The sequence below is a fragment of the Paenibacillus sp. FSL R7-0163 genome, assembly GCF_037969975.1.
GTDB classification, from domain to species: Bacteria; Bacillota; Bacilli; order Paenibacillales; family Paenibacillaceae; genus Paenibacillus_AQ; species Paenibacillus_AQ odorifer.
Genome location: NZ_CP150224.1, coordinates 1,777,297 through 1,794,624, shown reverse-complemented (window position 1 = coordinate 1,794,624; position 17,328 = coordinate 1,777,297). Strand labels below are relative to the sequence as shown.

Sequence of the window (17,328 nt, the reverse complement as noted above, 5' to 3'; positions counted from 1 at the left end):
ACTACTCATTTACTTATTTTGAATGTTGTACTTTAAAGATTTCGACCAAAAATACATTCCCATACCGAGTAAGGTTATTATGCCGCCTAAAAGCTGGAATAATGACATAGTTTCCCCTAATAATAGGTATGCAAGGACAATGGCAAGAACAGGCTCACCAATAATCCCAACCGAGACAGTAGTTGCTCCAATCGACTTTAACAAAAGGTTAAAGATGTATTGACCAAAAATAGTTGGAATTATTGCAAGAAGCAAAAAATAAATCCAATCTGATGAAGCATAATTAATTAATGAGACATTATCTATCAAATTGTACACGAGCATAACAGTACCACCAATAAAAAAGACGAAAATGCTGTATATATTTGCATTGATTTTGCCGCTTACTTTTTGCCCGGCCAACAGATAGACTGAAGCGCAGAATGTGCCAATTAACGATAAAGCATCGCCGATTAGTGCATCTTTCGAAACCCATATGTCTCCCCATGCAATAACAATCGAACCTAAAAGAGCAACAATCAGGCAAAAAACGGTTAGCAGGTTAACATGTTCTTTGAATAAAAAGTAAGACCCCATCATAACAAATAGCGGCTGTAACGATAAGATCACCATGGAGCTTGCAACTGAAGTATAGACCAATGATTCCATCCAGAATAAAAAGTGTAACCCTAGAAATAGGCCGGATAAAACAACGATGGCCCAATCTTTTTTATTCATCTCAGCAGAACGAGCCATTTTCCCAGATGTAAAACAGAGCATGATGATTACAGAAATAAACAATCTATACATCCCGGCCACTGAAGTAGGTGTATCTGATAGTTTAATCATGATTGAAGAGATAGAAACGGACAAAATACTGATAAATAACAGAATAAACGGATGAAATAGTATAGGCGGTTTATTTGAACTAACCATAGTTCCTCCAAAATGTGTGACAATCCCTGTGCACAGAATTGTATGATAAGTCTAGGCTGGATATAATAATATCACCGTCAGGGTCTATATTGTGCAACTATATCTTTAATTTATATAGAAATATCGTCAAATAAGGAGAATAAGCACTTTGAAAAAGCAATTGCACGAAGCCATTCAATTTCCTGATGATGCATTTCCATACATCATGTACACTCATACCAATTATGAATCTATTCCTAATGGCAGAGGGGTTAACGATCTACATTGGCACCAAGAACTACAAATTACTTTAGTGACCAAAGGGAAACTAACCATACAAGTCAACGGAATCAATTATGATTTAGAAGCAGGTCAGGCCATCTTTATTAATAAGAGCGTACTTCATATTGTTACGTACCTTAACCAAGAGGGTGAATATGTTAGTTTTAACTTCCCAGAGAAGTTACTCGCTTTTTATTCTGAAAGTGCAATGGAAAAAAAGTATGTACTTCCGTATACCAATTCATTCTTGTTAAGTTTAGAAATCAAAGGAGATAAGGACTGGCATAATCAAATCCTACAAATTCTTTGGGATATGAAAAAAGAATTTGAATCGAAAAAAAAATGGGGATGGGAGTACGAAGTTTCTATCAAAACTGTCCAGTTATGGTTAATCCTTATATCAAATTTTTCTCTATCCTCTGAGGAATCGTCTAAATATAACAGACTCCAGCAAGAGAGACTACAATTAATGCTTAGTTTTATTCACAAAAACTATTCTAATAATTTGACATTGAAGGAAATAGCAGACACAGCACATCTAAGTGTATCGGAGTGCACTCGAGGTTTTAAGAAAGGTATCCTTATGACTCCGTATTTCTACTTAATTAAATATCGCATTAATAAAAGCTGTGATTTGTTAATAGCAACTGACTACACGATAACTGAAATCGCACAGCGAGTTGGTTTCAATAACGCCAATCACTTTATCCAGTCTTTTAAAAAACACTTAAACATAACTCCTAAGGAGTTCAGAAAAATTAGAAATGAACGAACTTAAAAAACAACAAAAGCAGAGTCGATCGCTTTGTCTGACTGCCTAGTGTTAGCGTAATTTCGATGTCCTTCGTAAATCTCGAATATATTTCCAAGACACAAGCTTAATGTTTTTATTTTCTATTAGTCTATGATTCGAAATCGACATATAAACGATATTCCACTCTTTTCCAATAAAGTTACGTTTATATCTTCAACCTTTTCGTCCTGCATGAATTAGTGTTCAATTCTCCTATATGATAAACTTGCAAGAAGTTATCTGCTATTTATCTATTAATAAAGGAGCGGAAAAATGAGATGGGCAAAAAGAAAAAAACATTACCCGCCAATTTTGCCGAGCTGGTTAAAACGAATGATATATCTGCCTTAAAAGAGGTATTTGAGCTATGCGAATGGGATGCCCGTGGGGGTTACAGCAAAGGTACCGCCCTCAGCTTCCGGCAAATACCGGATGAAATGGTTTCCTGGCTTGTGGAGCAGGGTGCTGACATCAACGCTGCCGACAACTATAAGCGTACCCCTCTTCATGCTCAGGCTGCAACCTGGTCCGGAAATGTCCCCTTACTCCTTGAGCTAGGTGCAGATATGGAAGCTCTGGATTACCAGAATGAGACACCGCTGCACTCAGCAGCAGCTTCTTACAAAACAAAAGTAGTGCGGGATCTGGTGGAACGCGGTGCAAATGTCCATGCAGAAAATAAGCGAAAAAACACACCTCTCGCCAAAGGATTATTACAATGCCGGAATATCGATATAGTTCACATGGCAGAAATCTCGCGAATTATGCTGGATGCAGGTGCAGCAATTACGCCGGAGATGAAGGAATCCGTGCGGCGTATCGGCAAGGATTTTGAATTCGTCAGAACAAATTACAATAAAGATCGACTGGATGAAACTGCAAATGCTCTCCTGGAGCTGTACCGGCAATTTGATGTCGAGCCTATAGCGAAACTGGAGAGACATGACGGAATTTCTCCCATCAAGGTAACGGCAGCCGCATGGCCCGCACAGCACCAAGAGCTGTGGGATTTTCTTGTCCCTGCTTCAGGACATGCGACAACGGTGCAGGGTGAGGTTATCCGCATCACAGGGCGGGTGTCTCATGAAATACTTAATAATGGCGGAGGAAACTGGGATGCCGATTACCGTAAAATGCTGGATGCACTGATACGGCATTTTAGCACGGGCACGCCTTTAACGCCCGCCCTTCTTCAAGAGGCAGCTGCACTCGCCAAGCGGTTCCGCAACATTGCTGGCAATGAGCAACCAGCCAGATTATGCGAGCTGGCGGTGCAATGGGTACTTGCCAATCCTCAGCCCATTTCTATGACACAACCCGATTATTCCCGTTAAGTCTATCCTGCTAAAGAAAACAAAGAAACGCCCCGAAGAAAAAAACTTCGGGGCGTCAATTTACATAAATTCTAGATCCAACAAGTTTTAAGGATAATGACGAGGAGAATGTAAAGCACAAGAATCGTACCCGTTGATGTCCAAGGATTAATACAAACTGGAGCCTTTTTTTGTTCTTGAACGCCCCCAACACAGTTATACCCCATTTAAATCCCTCCCTAATTATTTTATTTTAATTTCACAACAGCATATGACTATGTATCATCAAGTGATTGGGCATTAAACAACTTTACCGCTTGTATTTAATTCTATGATTCTATTCATTTTCTTTAACTTGACAAGCATCCATAACTTTATGCTAATATAGACAAATCAATAACGTTGATATATCATCTATTCTTCAATTAGGAGAGATCATATGGATTCAAGAGAACCTTTAGGTTTGGTCATTCGAGATTTGCATTTAGAAATAGCAAATTATTTAACAAAGTTACTTGCTCCTTTTCGACTTGCACCTGAACAGCATCTACTTATGGCTCTGATGCTTGAGAAAGAAGGTCTATCTCAGAACGAGATTGCTGCTAATCTTGGTAAGGACAAAGCCAGTGTTGCCAGAATGATCGCCAGCTTAGAGAGCAAAGGTTACATACGCAAAGTAACAAGTGCGCAAGATCGCCGAGCGGTAAATGTATATGTAACAGAAGAAGGACGGAAATTAGAGAATACTATAAATGAGGTGACGGTCAATTTAAACGAAATTATCGAGTCAGGATTATCTGCTTCAGATTACTCAACACTTAAGACTTTGTTAACTCGTGTGCAGGATAATGTAAGAGGTGCTTAGAGCATTTCTCTCCTCCTCATAGTTGATATATCATCTATCCAGCATAAATAATCCGAATCACAATTCTGAAAAGAGGTTCATCATAATCATGGAATCAACATCAACTGTTCAAGTTAAACGTCCCGCCCTTATGGCCTTCTCGCTTATGCTAGGTGCATTCGTCGGGCTATTTAGTGAAACCGCCTTAAACATGGCTTTTACAAATTTAATGGATGAATTTTCAATCAACGCCTCAACGGTTCAATGGCTAACCACAGGATATTTACTTGTATTAGGAATCCTCGTTCCAATATCCGCCCTATTAATGCAATGGTTTACCACTAGACAATTATTCACAGCTTCCTTGCTATTTTCTATTATCGGTACTTTAATTGCTGCCCTCTCCCCTAATTTCAGCTCATTATTAATTGCACGTTTAGTGCAAGCCTTAGGGACAGGCTTATTGCTTCCATTAATGACCAATATTATTCTTATTATTTTCCCTGCACATAAACGCGGAACTGTCATGGGAATGATGGGGCTCGTTATTATGTGTGCACCGGCCCTTGGACCTACTCTATCTGGTTTAATTGTAGATCATTTTGGCTGGGAGTATATCTTTTGGATAAGCTTACCTTTATTGTTATTTACATTAGGTTTCGGATTAACATTCATCAAAAATGTAGCCAACATCACAAAACCTAAAATAGATATTTTATCCATCTTGCTTTCTACGCTTGGATTTGGTGGAATCGTCTTTGGTTTTAGTAACTTTGCTGATCATTCTTTGAGTGAAATCATTGTTTTGTTGCCTCTTATTATTGGTTTCATCAGCTTAATCTTGTTTGTATTACGGCAATTTAAATTGGAAACCCCAATGTTGAATTTACGGGTATTTAAATATCCCATGTTTACGATAGGTCTTATAATGCTCTTTTTAGGAATGATGATCATTTTATCTTCTGCAATTTTATTACCTTTATATTTAAAAGGAGGTTTGTTGTTATCGGCCACAATGGCTGGTTCTCTACTTCTTCCAGGCAGTGTTATTAACGGGGCTATGGCTCCAGTTACGGGTAGAGTATTCGATAAATACGGTCCGAAATTATTGCTGCCGCTTGGATTTTCCATCACAACCATTGCTGGTTTTCTATTTACAAGAAACTCAACTGAAACCAGTAGCCTAACCTTTATTTTAATACACTGCGCAATGTTTATCGGATTAGCAATGGTCATTATGCCCGCTCAAACCAATGGGTTAAATCAATTACCTGTGAAATACTATCCGGATGGGGCTGCTGTTATGAGTACACTTCAGCAAATTGCAGGTGCTCTTGGTACAACGTTCGCTGTTACGCTAATGTCTAGTGGACAAACACGATTCGCAAACACACATCCAACCGCTGCACAGCCTGAAATATTAACCGCTGGAATTACACATGCTTACTTATTTATCGCAGCAATTGCAGGTATAGGATTGATTATATCGTTATTTGTGAAGCGTATTCGAGTGTATTGATTTGTATGTTAAAAAGACAGTGGACATGAACTGCCCGCTGTCTTTTTTTTCAAGTATAATCCTAAGGCTTTAACTCATATGTTTTTCATAAAAAACTAATATTAAGTTGTCATTTATTTTTTTGGTTTCCCCCGTGCTTCTATACCCTAACTTTTCATATAAATAGCAATTCCTTTGCTCTTGTATAATACTATCCAGCTCCCATTTCTTTGATACTGACCCGATAAGTTTTATTTTCCTTTTTAACGATGCGGACACCACCCACAACAATATCAAAACTCTTAATCATGTAATAATCTGCAAAAGACTGATTAATTCGATCCCTTATTTGTTCCACAGATTCATTGGCTGGGCTGGTTTCATAATCTTTATATTTCTCCAGCAATGGCATAAAGGCTTTGACTTGCATTTCATGAATAAACGCTGCGTCACTCGCGTCTGCTTTACATATAGAAATCTCCATAAAGTTATACCCCTCCGAAAGTTAGTAAATATATAAGCTGTCAGATATTCTTTTTATCCTCCGATTTAGAGGAATCTCTAAAAGAGCCCAAGATACCCGTAAACAGCCCAATTAATCCAATAAAAACGCCTATCCCGCGGCCACCCTCATAGGCTAATATCACAACTACTCCAAACAATGTAATGTGAAGACCAAAAAGCTGAGTTTGTAGGACACTAGGCCGGATAAAATCTAATAATGCTCCTGCGTGAAACATTACAACAACTAGCACAATTAGAGCGGTTAAGATCCATAATCCTAAACTAATCATCCTTACCTCCATTAAGATTTATTATTCACTAGGCACTCCTGATTTGAAAAAAGACACTTGAGCCTCCCGGCTCCAGCGTCTCATCATGTGGATTTATGGTTTGTTTTTGGGAAGGATATAGAGCGTTCCGTCTTCTTTATATTCAGCATAGGCAATATCCTCAATGCAATTATAGCCCTGCTCTCTGACGCGTTCCTTAATCTGCTCCTTGTTCATCGCTCTGCCACGCATAGACTCTTCCAGTACCCTGCCTTTATCAATAACTGTAACGGAAAAAGCAGAAGATTGCTCATCTTCAGACTTGCGCATTACCGATAGAGAACCGTTCGTTTCGAGCAGAGCATACCGTACTTCACTTAGGGAAAAGATATTTTGTTGCCTCAGCATGAACAGCAGTTGGGTATACTCAATATCATATTTCTCCAACAAATCCTGATTCACTATGCCATCGTCAATTAGCAGCACTGTCCGGCCTTCCGCCATGTTCCCGAATTTCACAAAATGGGTAGTCACCTTTTCGAACAGATAAGATAATGCGGTCCAAATAAAAAGAGCAAACAGCAGATGCCAGATCTTCACCTCATCATCATATATCGTATTGCCGACAATTTCACTTAAAATCAATGAAGACAGAAAATCAAGTGGTGTCAATTGACTAAGCGTCTTGCGGCCGGTAATAAAGGTAATGATCCACAAACCAAAAAAGCTGATGACCAATTTGACGCCTATAGTTACAAATATCTCCACTGCTGCACCTCCAGATGGGACTCGCGCAGGCACGTTGCCCTTTTTACACGAAATCCATTCATGAAAGGTATTACACACTCCTAGTGGGGTATAAACAGCAAAAGATACTCTCTGCAACTTGCCTATGTTGGGATGGTTATAAGGAATGTTGTCCCTTTGCCTTTTTCACTATCGACTTCAATATTTCCTTTCACTTTATCGACGGTACTGTAGACCATAAGCATACCCAGCCCCGTCCCTTCTGCTTTAGTAGAATAATACGGTTTACCGAGTCGCGATATTTCATCTTTAGTCATGCCGACTCCGTTATCTTTGATACTGATCATAATATTTTGCTTTTTTTCAAATATATCGATAAATAGCGTTCCGCCATCGGTTTCCTTCATCGCTTCTATACCGTTTTTATATAAATTAATTAGACACTGCTGAATCTGGTTCCGGTCATAATTTTTATTTAAGGAATTATTAAAATTGAATTGAACATCTACTTTGTGCATGGTGGCATAAGGCATTATGATATTTTTAGTATATTCTGATTCTGCCTTCATATTGGAGTAAACCATGTTTTCAGATTGTGGCTTGGCAAAGGAGAGATAATCACTTACAATTTTTTCTGCTCGCTGTAGCTCTTGTAAAGACAACTCTACAAATCCCTTTTCCTCTGGCGTCATTGTTTTAGATTTATTTAATAGCTGCAAAAAACCACTAGTCACTGTAAGTGGATTTCTGATTTCATGGGATACACTTGCCGCTAGCTCGCTGACGACATTTAATCTTTCCGATTGGACAATCCGTTCCCGATTTTTAATATTAGATATAATTTTTTCAATCAAAATCATAATGACACTCATCACCCCAACATGAGTCGTCAAAGCATTTAATGAAAGAATCCAAAATTGCCTGTCTAAAGAATCCTGAACCAAACCTAAAATAAACAGATAAACCCCCATAATTAGCAAAGCAATCAGATTTGCCGCAATCACACGACCTTTCGATGGTAATTTTAAAAATCTGTTTTTATATAACGGCACCAAAATCAGAATCGCCGTCGCAAATAGAAACGAATAAAATACGCCATCTCCACCCACATAGAATCTGTACGCATTCAAAATAATATATAGAGGAAAAACATTCCTATATCCTCCAAAGAGTGCCACAATAATAAACGGAATGTACCTTAAATCAAAAATATAGCCAATTTCTAGTCTGATAGGTTTAGCGATACAGAGACTCATGGTCACTGCTGACATAAAAACGAGAATCAATCTATTGTAGGAATAGGCCCGATTCTCAAAAAATATCAGAAATGTTAATACTGGAAAAAGCAAAAACAAAAAATTCAAAAGTAGGGTTTCAAACAAGAGATGACTTCCTTTCAGCCTTTTGCTGCGTAAATGAATATATTCAAGGTTATATTAAGGGTTTTAGATCATTACCTAAGCTAACATTATAAGTCACAGTATTGACTATACACTAAGTATTTCTCAACCATTTTTCAAATAATCCCAAAAAATCATACTATAGAACCACAATTAGCAAAAAAATACAGACATCTGAAGTCTGTATGGGGTCATCAATTTTCGTATTCCTGAATATCCACATTATAAACTGTACCTTCGTAGTTTTTATGGCTGGAAATGAATCATTGAATTTGTTTTACACAGAAAACAGCCATCCCCTCAGGATGGCCGGTTTTTATTTCACTAAAAATCCGTTAACTGTGATATGGAGCGGCGCCTAATTTAACTTCGCTCGGATCTCCACTTTTGATCATAGCAATGGAGACAGCTATAAGCAATATTTTCCGATGAATAAATAAGTACTACAGCCTAAAAACAATTTGATCTCCTGTCTCATTGTTCTTGAAGGGTTTACCATATTTCCTGAACTCTAATGTAACGCCAGAAGGATCGTCAGAAAGCGGTGGAGAAATCACGTAATTATAAGAAGCTTGTCCGGTTGAACTTCCGCCATTCGTCATTCGACTATCATATTCTTCTCCTATAAACAGCTCGAAAAAGCTATGGCTATGAGAATTTGCTGGAAGCTCAGTTGTCATGTCCCAATCTATATTAAGGGTGACCACACTAGCATTACTGTATTGACGTATAGAGGTCAGTGTATAAAATAATTCATCTTTCTCAATTGATTTAAGAACTGCAATATGTTTTCTAAAATCAATTGGCTCAACCATCGGTTTAAAATGCTCTTCACTTAGCAATGTCCCAAATACCGCTTTCAAAAAATCCTCATAGAGCTCATAATTTTCTGCCCATTTAGAGATAGATTCAAACGGTGGGAATCCTGGATTATTATTCGAGATTTCCTTTCGTTGCTTGATCAATGCACATATTTGCTCGTCGATATCCTTAATTTGCAGATCGTAATGTTCAGTTGGTCGTACAAACGGCATCCTTTTCATTTTGAACCTCCTTTTTGCACAAATGCAAAAGAAATCTCAGCTTCACATACCAGCTCACTATTTACTGTTGCGATGCCTTTGCCTTTTACAATCTCACCTTTCATCCGATTGACTTCGAATTCGAGAAGAAGCTGATCCCCAGGCGTTACTTGGCGCTTAAAACGGGCATTATCAATGCCAACTAATAACCCTATCTTGCCCATCAGCTTTTCGTTTTTGCACATTGTGATTCCTCCTACCTGGGCTAATGCCTCCACAATTAAAACACCTGGCATTACAGGATGCTCAGGAAAATGGCCGCTAAAAAACGGTTCATTAATGGATACTTTTTTTATACCTACTGCTCTCTTGTTCTCCTCCAACTCTATAATTCTGTCCACTAAAATAAACGGATACCGATGAGGAATAAGTTCTACAATCTGCTGTATATTTAGCATAATTCCCGTCTTAGCCTCCTAAAATACTTTTTGGGTAATTTTAACACCAGAAGAGATTTTGTACTACTCAAAAATACCAAAGCAACTGGCTTATAACATCACTTCTGGAGAACCTAAAAAACAACGGCAGCCCTGAACTAGTAAATAAAGTCCACGACTGCCGCTTTTTATTGATCTACTGTATCCTGTTAGCTTAAGATTCAAACTCAATTAACAAACACCTGTGTCTTTCTCCCTGCTTCAATTCGTTCAGTGAATTTTCCGCCAGTGTATTCCTCTATTACCTTTTTCCAAAAGCGTTGTGCGGGCTCATTATTATCTTTTTGATAAACTTCCCATTGCCCCTTATGTAAATTAAAAATATCTTTTGCAACTAGTCTACCTAATCCTACTCTCCGATACTTTTTTATAATAAAAAACTCTGCAATGGAAAAGTATAAATCATCATCTCTATTTTTTAATTTGACTAAAACGAATCCAGCATTTTTCTCATTCAGAGTTAACAGATATGGGAAATTCGAGGCTTCTGTCCAGTAATCGTTGAGAGGATAATCATTAAATTTTCCGTTTTCTTCAAGGTGCAAATCCATATACTCGGAGAAATCATACATATAAAATTGCATTAGGTTGTTGAGGATTTCTTTTTCTTCAAGGGTCGCCCTTTTAATTTGATAGTTCATTTAATAATCATCCCATATCTATATTTTATCTAATTAGTAACGGAATCTTCTATTTTCTCGGATAAGTTTCTTCGCATCCTTTTGAAATAAAATGATTGTTGTTGTACGCTTCAATGGATTGATTCCCAATTACTTTGCAGTGATATGTTACCACTCAAGAATACTCTCTTTCAACTTTACAAATTTTTACTTTGTAATTTTGGTACCATTCTTTCTTACCTTTCTCCTGAGCAACTTTGTGAGATTGATGCTGTTTCCAGTTACTAATCGCCTCTAAGCTCTCCCAATAAGAAATCGTAATACCCGCTCCTGAAGAATTCCGGACACTTTCCACTCCTAAAAACCCTGGTTGCCCGGACGCAAGCTGCTCCATTTTTTCAGCCATAATGTTATATCCGTTATCCCCCTCCGTACGTTGACTTGAAAATATGACTGCATAATAAGATCCGTTTGATTCATGAACCATTCCGCTCAAACTCCCCTTTAATCGTAGATGTTTTTATATAAAACAGATTATACTATTATAATTAAGATAAAAATAATGAATATTAATTATTAGTTTAATGAATTTTTTTCATATATTATTGAGGAGAGAAATCATTATGAATCTTTTAAAATATCAGATTTTCAGTAAGGTAGTTGAGATTGGCACTGTGAAAATAGGTACTTTCTCTAGTGTATCGATCCAATGGATGCCCCAAATCATTAAACAATTTCAAAATCAGTTTCCACATATTGAAATAAAACTACTTGATGGTAACTACTCTGAAATAGAAGAATGGATTGCCGATGGAACCGCTGACTTGGGATTTGTAAATCTGCCTAGTAAGTATACTCCCCGAAATGATTCTGTCACATCTCCCCGACAATGTATGTTATCGCCCATTAGAAGGAGAGCATTATCGTTCTATTGGCATTGCAGCCGCCTCCATTAAAAATGCCTCTCCAGCGGCAAAAAAACTAATTGAATTCATAACAGAATGGATCACCCAACGTGCCCAACCCTCCGCATTACCGTGATTAATGATATGACTCAACGCGCTGTCTGTAACGGCAAGCTTTAAGGTTATCCTTCGCAGAGTGGTCCTTTTTTTTATCCAGCATTGACGTTAGCGTCAGGGGAAACGATTCTTTACTATCTATCTTTTGCGTAATTCACAACTCCCGGGACACGATAATTTGTACAACATAGAGAACAGCCTGCTGGCTGTTCTCTATCGCTGTCTGCTTTAGAAGCACGTGAACGAAGCGATCCGATTCAAATCAATACCAAAGTACGACCAGAAAAAACCGTTCCATCTGAACCCTGCAATAGAATTACGCCCGACGAATACTGGAAAGAACCAAAATTGCTCGCCGTTGTTCAGCCAAATGTATGTGTTGCGGAACAGGCAGCGTCTGATCCCGCCGGGATCAATGGCAAATGTGGTAGTCGACATTTGCGGCACGAATTGCGGTGGAGGAGCCGTCGGCGCTTGAACGCCTCCTGGTGCACCCCCCGGAAATTGTCCGGGGGTTCCCGGAAACCCTGGTCCCCCGGGTCCTCCAGGTCCTCCGGGTCCTCCCGGTATGCCAGGTCCGCCAGGTCCGCCCGGGAATCCTGGAAATCCTCCGCCGGCTCCCGGTGTTGGAAAAAATCCCATATGTGATCGCTCCTTTCAATGAGTAGGCATAATCATCATATGCATTCGTGGAAAGGGCGCTTGGGCGCAATGGGCGTTTTTCCAAAAAATGAAAATCAACAATAAGATCTAACATAGGCAATATCAAAAAACTAAACTTGCTCCTACTTATACTACGGTTCAACGCATCATAAATAAACTAAGCCAATTACACTCATCAGCACCTGCTGAATTAATTCCGTCCACGTCACCTTGTTAAGTTTTCAGCTTTAATGTTAAATCGTCACTGATGAGATGCAGATGCTTGGTCAGCCTTCACACAATCAATAGCGACAACGAACGCAATCATGAGCGTCTCCATCTCATCATTCAATATTTGAACCTTATAGCTATCACCCCAAGTGAACCACTCCTTGTTCACTTTACCGATGACTACACCATGCTGTAAAACCTGAAAATCCATGTCCCACCAGTTACCATGTACCTCAATGTCAGCCGCATCAATCGTATAACGTGCTTTAAAGAAAGAAAACTCCTTCTTAATCGTTAACACCTCTCGACCATCTACTTCAACAAAAAACTTTGGTAAAAAACTGAACACCTTTTTCGTAATTAGTGCGACTTCTTCTCTTGTTGTATTCATAATAGAGAAAGTCTTGGGAATTTGCATAAAACTGCCCTCTACGTAATAGACATCTTGCTCCTGCTGATTCTTTACCGTGAATTTACCACTTAGACTGAATACCTTTTGTTTTATATAAAGTTGCTTCATTCTAAGCCTCCTATCGCTCCTTAGTTAACATCATTTTAGAGAAATGTTATAGTTGTTTTGTCATAATAAAGTCTATTTGTTCCTCATCACCCATATAAAAAGAATGAGTTCCTGTATGAACAAACTTCATTTTTTCATAAAAGCTAATGGCGTTCTTATTTTTTTCCCAAACCCCCAGCCAAATCTTCTCTTTATTACATTGTATCGCTATTTCTATAGCTTTATATATTAGATATTGCCCAAGCCCCTGTTTATGAAATTTTTTCCTAATATAAATCCTCTCGATTTCAAGCGAATCATTGCCCATTACTTCAGATTGAGCATCATCGGTGTTAACCTTTAAATACCCGGCTATTTCTTCATTAAAATAAATAAAATAGAATTCTGATGAGCTATCCGACAATTCTTTTTCTAATTGCTTTAAGTTAAATGCTCTATCCAAGTAGGCTTTCATATTTTCAGGTGAATTCTGATTACTAAATGTCTCATTAAATGTTTCAACACTAATTCCTTGAAGTGAACCTAAATCTTCGAACGTGCACTTTTTTATATTTATAGCCATTGTGTTTTCTCCTTTTAAAATATCAATTTACAAATAAACTCTTATTTTGAGCTCTATTTATATGGTGTTATGCAGATGTGACAGGAAAATAGTATACCATAATTGTTGTATTTGCAACAAAAACTAAGTGTTTTCCATTCATCCCACCTATTAGCGTATTGGCGTAATCAGTCTCTATGCGGCAGTCAGGACTCCAAAAGTGGAAGCGAACGAGGTTTTTGGGGTTCGATGATGGATGGCGGTTACTTTCAGACCCAGATGACGTTATTTGCGAATATTTCGGCTTTGGAGCAAGGGTTCGGACTCCAGTGCAGTTATTCCCCTGAAAAGGCTGCTTTCGGGGTGTTTTTCAGGCCAATAGCGACTATGCGGTCCGTTAGAATTCCAAAAGTGGGATATGACGCGTCTAAGGGTCATCTGAGTCCGATAGATGCTTCCGGACGCGCAAATGTGATCGAAGAAAGTGTGGCTTGGGAGTGTGATAGCGGAAGAGAACAAAATTTGAGGATTCGGTGATGAAGAATGTGAGCGAGGTTTGGGGTTGAATGATGGAGAATGTGAGCGAGGTTTGGGAAATCGGTGATAGCGGTAACAAACGAAGTATGAGAAATCGCGGATGGAGGAAGCGAACGACGTTTGGGGATTCGATGATGGATGACGGTTGCTTTTCGGACCCAGATGACGTTATTTGCGAATATTTCGGCTTTGGAGCAAGGTTTCGGACTCCAGCGCAGTTATTCCGTCGAAAAGGCATCATTTGGGGTGTTTTTCAGGCCAATAGCGACTATGCGGTCCGTTAGGATTCCAAAAGTGGGATATGACGCGTCTAAGGGTCATCTGAGTCCGTTAGCCACTTCCGGGTGCGCAAATGTGATCGAAGAAAGAGTAGTTTTTGGGGGATAGCGGAGGTGACAAAATTAGAGTGTTCGATGATGGAGAATGTGCGCGAGGTTTGGGAAATCGGTGATAGCAGCAAACGACGTTTCTGGATTTGCGGATGGAGGAAGCGAACGACGTTTCTGGATTCGCAGATAGAGGAAACGAGCGACGTTTTGGGGTTCGATGATGGAGCAAAAAAAATGAGGTGCCCCAGTAGCCATTTTCGGCTTTTGGGACACCCATCCTCTCCGCAGTGCGCATATAGCGCGGTATGGTGGACTGGTCAGAGCCCGGTTAAAGCCATCTCATAAATCTTTTTTTAGATAGTTTAATCTGATTATGTTCGGCCCATGCGGTTAGTTCTTTCATTCCCTTGTATTCTTCGTCAAGAAAACTAAAACATAATCTATAGGGAGGAAATTTGTGATCTACAGGTTTAATGCCTATTACGGGTATGAAATAGCCCTTTACATAAATATTCTCAATTTTTTTCGCTTGAATTTCTTTGTTATCTACTAGTATAGAGTCTGGAAGAATCCGAACCTCAATGAACTTTCTAATCGTAATGATCCTATAGAGCAATATGATTACAACAATCAGACAGAAGGTCAACCATATATAACCAAAATAAAGTAATACTTTATACTCCATATTATTTCTGGCATTTAACAGTAGTATGCTACTTGAAAAAATCATAGAAAACAGAAGCGACATTAACGATGGACGACTCACTTTATAAGCTCCTATATTTTCCATAACCCCCTCACTTTCTCAGACTATTATAGCTTACTATATTTCATAAATTATGGATATGGCACCTCTTTTTAATCCACTGGAATCTCAATCACCTTGTTATATTCCTTCATATAATGTATTCCTTCTATCAGAATATTTTCAGGTTTCGTTTGTGTATCAAATAATAAGGTGCGTTCCTTCATGAGTTTACCGTTCGTTTGTTCTGACTCTTTTTGATTAATTGTTGTTTTTAAAGCCGTGTTTTCGCCAGCATTTTCTATAGACACACCATCCAGCATTACATCCTCATCTGTAGCAATAGTTACTTCAATCCCTTGAGCGGTATTGGACACATCCTTAATCCATAATTCTTTATCCCCCAGTAGAATCGGCTCATTACTATCAGCATTTAGAGGATACTTCTCTTCCAGCTTCTGATATCCAACAAACTCTTTAACAACCAGCTGCAATGAATGTAGTTCTTTTGGCAAGGTGTCATAACGAATATCAAATGATCTCCCACCCAGCGAGGTTTTATTGCTACTACCTAATATTTCTACAGGCTTTCCATTGGCAATTAATTGAATGCCTTCTAGCCCTAATCTTATTCGATCGAAATTCTCGACATTCATACTCCCTTTAATCACAGTCATGGTTGGTGTGGCCGTGATCGACTTGAAGGTAATTGATCCTCTGTCGGCTTTGACCTTTTTATTAATCGATTGCTTGATCTGAGTCCCCATCGCTTGATTTGGATTATAAGAAAACGTTATGCTCCCTTCACTCATCTGCCCTTTCTGTAGAGGTTCCCAGTAACGAAGTGATAGTTTTTTCGAAAATGGGTTTACGCTATCAAATGTCATCGTGCCTTTTATTTCTGTATGTTCGTCGTTGATTAAAGATACGCCACTTCTTATGTTAGAATTCGTGAGAAACCCTTCTATTTTAGAAGGACTAAAATGATCTCCCGTCTCCTCTAGTCCCTTAGGATTGATTAACGTATAATACACAATAAATTGATTGGCATCAGCCATAATTCCGTTAATCGTAAGTTCTGTGCCATCTGCTAACGTCGTCTTTTTGTCTATGCTTTGTCCCATTCCTTGTTCATTGAGTTGTTGCAAAGTTCCCTCTAACACCTCATCAAAACCAAATAACTTTTTTCCATAATAAGCGAAGGCATTATAGCTGTTTCCAGAAACCACTATCACTAATAAGATGACGACTGCAATCTTCCAGAGGGGGGAGCTTTTTCTTTTTATTCTTTTTGGGGGTGCCGAGTCTAAAGCATTTCTTAATCTCATTTCTAAACCCACAGGTGCAGTTATGGACTCTAAATTCCTCTTCTCATCCACTAATCGTTGTTCGACGTTATCGTTCATCAACATCACCTCTGTAATGATTTTTTAGCGTTTGTAATCCATTGTAGATTCTTGATTTAACAGTTCCGATCGAGACCTGTGTAATGTCAGCTATCGTTTGATAATCGAGATCATGAAAATACTTTAATTGAATTGCTTCTCTTTGCTGCTCGTTCACATGTAACAATAACGTCTGCATATCCATTTGCTGTTCACTTTTATGATAAGGATCGCCTGGTGCAACATGGACGCTTTCCATCTTATCATTGGAGCTCCAATCCTCTAATAACACCAGTTTGCTTCGCTTATGAAGCTGCCTTTTGCAGCCATTTACCAAAATCGTTTTACTCCAGCTGTAAAAAGACTCCTCTTTCTTAAGTTGATCAATCTTCTCGTATAACGTAACTATCATTTCCTCCATGGCATCCATTGCATCTTGCGCATTTCCCATATAGCTGTACGCAAGCCTATAAAAAACATCTTTTTCAGACATAATTAATTGCAGCAAAACTTCTTTATTTCCTTTTTTGGCTTTTTTCACCAATCGCATAACATCCATGCCTTCACCTCTCTCCCCTATATGAGTCAGGAGCACTGTAAAAAGTTCATCTTCATAAAAAATTTTTATATATCGCGAACTATTCAATCCACCTAAACTGTAATATTCAGGAAAATTTCACTCAGACATACCCA

At 38.6% G+C, this 17,328-nt stretch carries 21 protein-coding genes and 1 pseudogene; 6 read left to right on the top strand and 16 right to left on the bottom strand.

Features of this window, described 5'->3' with window-relative positions:
• Positions 1 to 9: 9 nt before the first annotated feature.
• Positions 10 to 915, bottom strand: a complete 906-nt coding sequence (locus NST45_RS07925) for a DMT family transporter (RefSeq protein WP_076141058.1) — start codon at positions 913 to 915, stop codon at positions 10 to 12.
• 148 nt (positions 916 to 1,063) lie between these two features.
• On the opposite strand from NST45_RS07925, the gene NST45_RS07920 reads away from it, so the two are divergent.
• Positions 1,064 to 1,954 carry an AraC family transcriptional regulator gene (locus NST45_RS07920; RefSeq protein ID WP_036688887.1) on the top strand — a complete coding sequence of 297 codons (891 nt, stop codon included), beginning with the start codon at positions 1,064 to 1,066 and terminating at the stop codon, positions 1,952 to 1,954.
• Between the two features lie 293 nt (positions 1,955 to 2,247).
• Positions 2,248 to 3,303, top strand: a complete 1,056-nt coding sequence (locus NST45_RS07915; RefSeq protein ID WP_076104981.1) for an ankyrin repeat domain-containing protein — start codon at positions 2,248 to 2,250, stop codon at positions 3,301 to 3,303.
• 71 nt (positions 3,304 to 3,374) lie between these two features.
• On the opposite strand, the gene NST45_RS07910 is transcribed toward NST45_RS07915, so the two are convergent.
• On the bottom strand, positions 3,375 to 3,455 hold the full coding sequence (locus NST45_RS07910) for a YjcZ family sporulation protein (RefSeq protein ID WP_232061537.1): 81 nt from the start codon (positions 3,453 to 3,455) through the stop codon (positions 3,375 to 3,377).
• Positions 3,456 to 3,721: 266 nt separating this feature from the next.
• Between NST45_RS07910 and NST45_RS07905 the strand changes: the two genes are divergently transcribed.
• Positions 3,722 to 4,147: a MarR family transcriptional regulator gene (locus tag NST45_RS07905; protein ID WP_036688893.1), complete on the top strand. Its 426-nt coding sequence runs from the start codon at positions 3,722 to 3,724 to the stop codon at positions 4,145 to 4,147.
• 82 nt (positions 4,148 to 4,229) lie between these two features.
• The gene (locus tag NST45_RS07900; protein WP_141118460.1) at positions 4,230 to 5,645 is read left to right on the top strand and encodes an MDR family MFS transporter; all 1,416 of its coding nucleotides are present in this window, start codon (positions 4,230 to 4,232) and stop codon (positions 5,643 to 5,645) included.
• 190 nt (positions 5,646 to 5,835) lie between these two features.
• On the opposite strand, the gene NST45_RS07895 is transcribed toward NST45_RS07900, so the two are convergent.
• The 8 genes from NST45_RS07895 to NST45_RS07860 form a co-directional block, all read right to left on the bottom strand.
• Positions 5,836 to 6,108: an N-acetyltransferase gene (locus tag NST45_RS07895; protein WP_305953604.1), complete on the bottom strand. Its 273-nt coding sequence runs from the start codon at positions 6,106 to 6,108 to the stop codon at positions 5,836 to 5,838.
• A 40-nt stretch (positions 6,109 to 6,148) separates the two neighbouring features.
• Positions 6,149 to 6,418, bottom strand: coding sequence for a hypothetical protein (locus NST45_RS07890; protein WP_036688898.1), 270 nt, complete (start codon positions 6,416 to 6,418; stop codon positions 6,149 to 6,151).
• Between the two features lie 93 nt (positions 6,419 to 6,511).
• Positions 6,512 to 7,165: a DUF421 domain-containing protein gene (locus NST45_RS07885; protein WP_038572205.1), complete on the bottom strand. Its 654-nt coding sequence runs from the start codon at positions 7,163 to 7,165 to the stop codon at positions 6,512 to 6,514.
• Between the two features lie 122 nt (positions 7,166 to 7,287).
• Positions 7,288 to 8,526 (bottom strand): ATP-binding protein, encoded by a 1,239-nt coding sequence (locus NST45_RS07880; protein ID WP_038572208.1) that lies wholly within the window; start codon positions 8,524 to 8,526, stop codon positions 7,288 to 7,290.
• 461 nt (positions 8,527 to 8,987) lie between these two features.
• A complete protein-coding gene (locus NST45_RS07875; RefSeq protein ID WP_036688907.1) occupies positions 8,988 to 9,587 on the bottom strand; it encodes a chorismate mutase in 600 nt (199 codons plus the stop codon).
• Positions 9,584 to 10,024 (bottom strand): 3-hydroxyacyl-ACP dehydratase FabZ, encoded by a 441-nt coding sequence (gene fabZ / locus NST45_RS07870; RefSeq protein WP_038572210.1) that lies wholly within the window; start codon positions 10,022 to 10,024, stop codon positions 9,584 to 9,586. The genes NST45_RS07875 and fabZ overlap by 4 nt, the downstream gene beginning before the upstream one ends.
• Positions 10,025 to 10,230: 206 nt before the next feature.
• Complete coding sequence (locus tag NST45_RS07865; protein ID WP_038572212.1) at positions 10,231 to 10,704, bottom strand: GNAT family N-acetyltransferase; 474 nt, start codon at positions 10,702 to 10,704, stop codon at positions 10,231 to 10,233.
• A 154-nt stretch (positions 10,705 to 10,858) separates the two neighbouring features.
• Positions 10,859 to 11,170 (bottom strand): antibiotic biosynthesis monooxygenase, encoded by a 312-nt coding sequence (locus tag NST45_RS07860; protein WP_076104988.1) that lies wholly within the window; start codon positions 11,168 to 11,170, stop codon positions 10,859 to 10,861.
• 166 nt (positions 11,171 to 11,336) lie between these two features.
• On the opposite strand from NST45_RS07860, the pseudogene NST45_RS07855 reads away from it, so the two are divergent.
• Positions 11,337 to 11,724, top strand: a pseudogene (locus NST45_RS07855) (LysR family transcriptional regulator substrate-binding protein); the annotation flags it as partial.
• Between the two features lie 209 nt (positions 11,725 to 11,933).
• On the opposite strand, the gene NST45_RS07850 reads toward NST45_RS07855, so the two are convergent.
• The 3 genes from NST45_RS07850 to NST45_RS07840 all read right to left on the bottom strand — a co-directional run bounded on the left by NST45_RS07850 (position 11,934) and on the right by NST45_RS07840 (position 13,660).
• A complete protein-coding gene (locus NST45_RS07850) occupies positions 11,934 to 12,347 on the bottom strand; it encodes a transporter (RefSeq protein ID WP_076100213.1) in 414 nt (137 codons plus the stop codon).
• Positions 12,348 to 12,609: 262 nt separating this feature from the next.
• A complete protein-coding gene (locus tag NST45_RS07845; protein WP_076100211.1) occupies positions 12,610 to 13,098 on the bottom strand; it encodes an LURP-one-related family protein in 489 nt (162 codons plus the stop codon).
• Between the two features lie 46 nt (positions 13,099 to 13,144).
• On the bottom strand, positions 13,145 to 13,660 hold the full coding sequence (locus NST45_RS07840; RefSeq protein ID WP_076100209.1) for a GNAT family N-acetyltransferase: 516 nt from the start codon (positions 13,658 to 13,660) through the stop codon (positions 13,145 to 13,147).
• Positions 13,661 to 14,205: 545 nt separating this feature from the next.
• Here NST45_RS07840 and NST45_RS07835 point away from each other — a divergent pair.
• The gene (locus NST45_RS07835; protein ID WP_143758660.1) at positions 14,206 to 14,460 is read left to right on the top strand and encodes a hypothetical protein; all 255 of its coding nucleotides are present in this window, start codon (positions 14,206 to 14,208) and stop codon (positions 14,458 to 14,460) included.
• A gap of 373 nt (positions 14,461 to 14,833) precedes the next feature.
• On the opposite strand, the gene NST45_RS07830 is transcribed toward NST45_RS07835, so the two are convergent.
• The 3 genes from NST45_RS07830 to NST45_RS07820 form a co-directional block, all read right to left on the bottom strand.
• Entirely contained in the window at positions 14,834 to 15,295 is a 462-nt protein-coding gene (locus NST45_RS07830; RefSeq protein ID WP_036688926.1) for a hypothetical protein, read from the bottom strand.
• A 68-nt stretch (positions 15,296 to 15,363) separates the two neighbouring features.
• Positions 15,364 to 16,656 (bottom strand): DUF4179 domain-containing protein, encoded by a 1,293-nt coding sequence (locus NST45_RS07825; protein ID WP_076141064.1) that lies wholly within the window; start codon positions 16,654 to 16,656, stop codon positions 15,364 to 15,366.
• Complete coding sequence (locus NST45_RS07820; protein ID WP_076213381.1) at positions 16,646 to 17,194, bottom strand: sigma-70 family RNA polymerase sigma factor; 549 nt, start codon at positions 17,192 to 17,194, stop codon at positions 16,646 to 16,648. The genes NST45_RS07825 and NST45_RS07820 overlap by 11 nt, the downstream gene beginning before the upstream one ends.
• Positions 17,195 to 17,328: the final 134 nt, after the last annotated feature.

Coding starts and splice junctions, on each gene's coding strand:
- NST45_RS07875 (WP_036688907.1), bottom strand. CDS start 9,587: ATGAAAAGGATGCCGTTTGTACGACCAACTGAACATTACGATCTGCAA.
- NST45_RS07845 (WP_076100211.1), bottom strand. CDS start 13,098: ATGAAGCAACTTTATATAAAACAAAAGGTATTCAGTCTAAGTGGTAAA.
- NST45_RS07830 (WP_036688926.1), bottom strand. CDS start 15,295: ATGGAAAATATAGGAGCTTATAAAGTGAGTCGTCCATCGTTAATGTCG.
- NST45_RS07905 (WP_036688893.1), top strand. CDS start 3,722: ATGGATTCAAGAGAACCTTTAGGTTTGGTCATTCGAGATTTGCATTTA.
- NST45_RS07890 (WP_036688898.1), bottom strand. CDS start 6,418: ATGATTAGTTTAGGATTATGGATCTTAACCGCTCTAATTGTGCTAGTT.
- fabZ (WP_038572210.1), bottom strand. CDS start 10,024: ATGCTAAATATACAGCAGATTGTAGAACTTATTCCTCATCGGTATCCG.
- NST45_RS07850 (WP_076100213.1), bottom strand. CDS start 12,347: ATGGGATTTTTTCCAACACCGGGAGCCGGCGGAGGATTTCCAGGATTC.
- NST45_RS07860 (WP_076104988.1), bottom strand. CDS start 11,170: ATGGTTCATGAATCAAACGGATCTTATTATGCAGTCATATTTTCAAGT.
- NST45_RS07915 (WP_076104981.1), top strand. CDS start 2,248: ATGGGCAAAAAGAAAAAAACATTACCCGCCAATTTTGCCGAGCTGGTT.
- NST45_RS07895 (WP_305953604.1), bottom strand. CDS start 6,108: ATGGAGATTTCTATATGTAAAGCAGACGCGAGTGACGCAGCGTTTATT.
- NST45_RS07925 (WP_076141058.1), bottom strand. CDS start 915: ATGGTTAGTTCAAATAAACCGCCTATACTATTTCATCCGTTTATTCTG.
- NST45_RS07865 (WP_038572212.1), bottom strand. CDS start 10,704: ATGAACTATCAAATTAAAAGGGCGACCCTTGAAGAAAAAGAAATCCTC.
- NST45_RS07835 (WP_143758660.1), top strand. CDS start 14,206: ATGATGGAGAATGTGAGCGAGGTTTGGGAAATCGGTGATAGCGGTAAC.
- NST45_RS07820 (WP_076213381.1), bottom strand. CDS start 17,194: ATGGATGTTATGCGATTGGTGAAAAAAGCCAAAAAAGGAAATAAAGAA.
- NST45_RS07840 (WP_076100209.1), bottom strand. CDS start 13,660: ATGGCTATAAATATAAAAAAGTGCACGTTCGAAGATTTAGGTTCACTT.
- NST45_RS07825 (WP_076141064.1), bottom strand. CDS start 16,656: ATGAACGATAACGTCGAACAACGATTAGTGGATGAGAAGAGGAATTTA.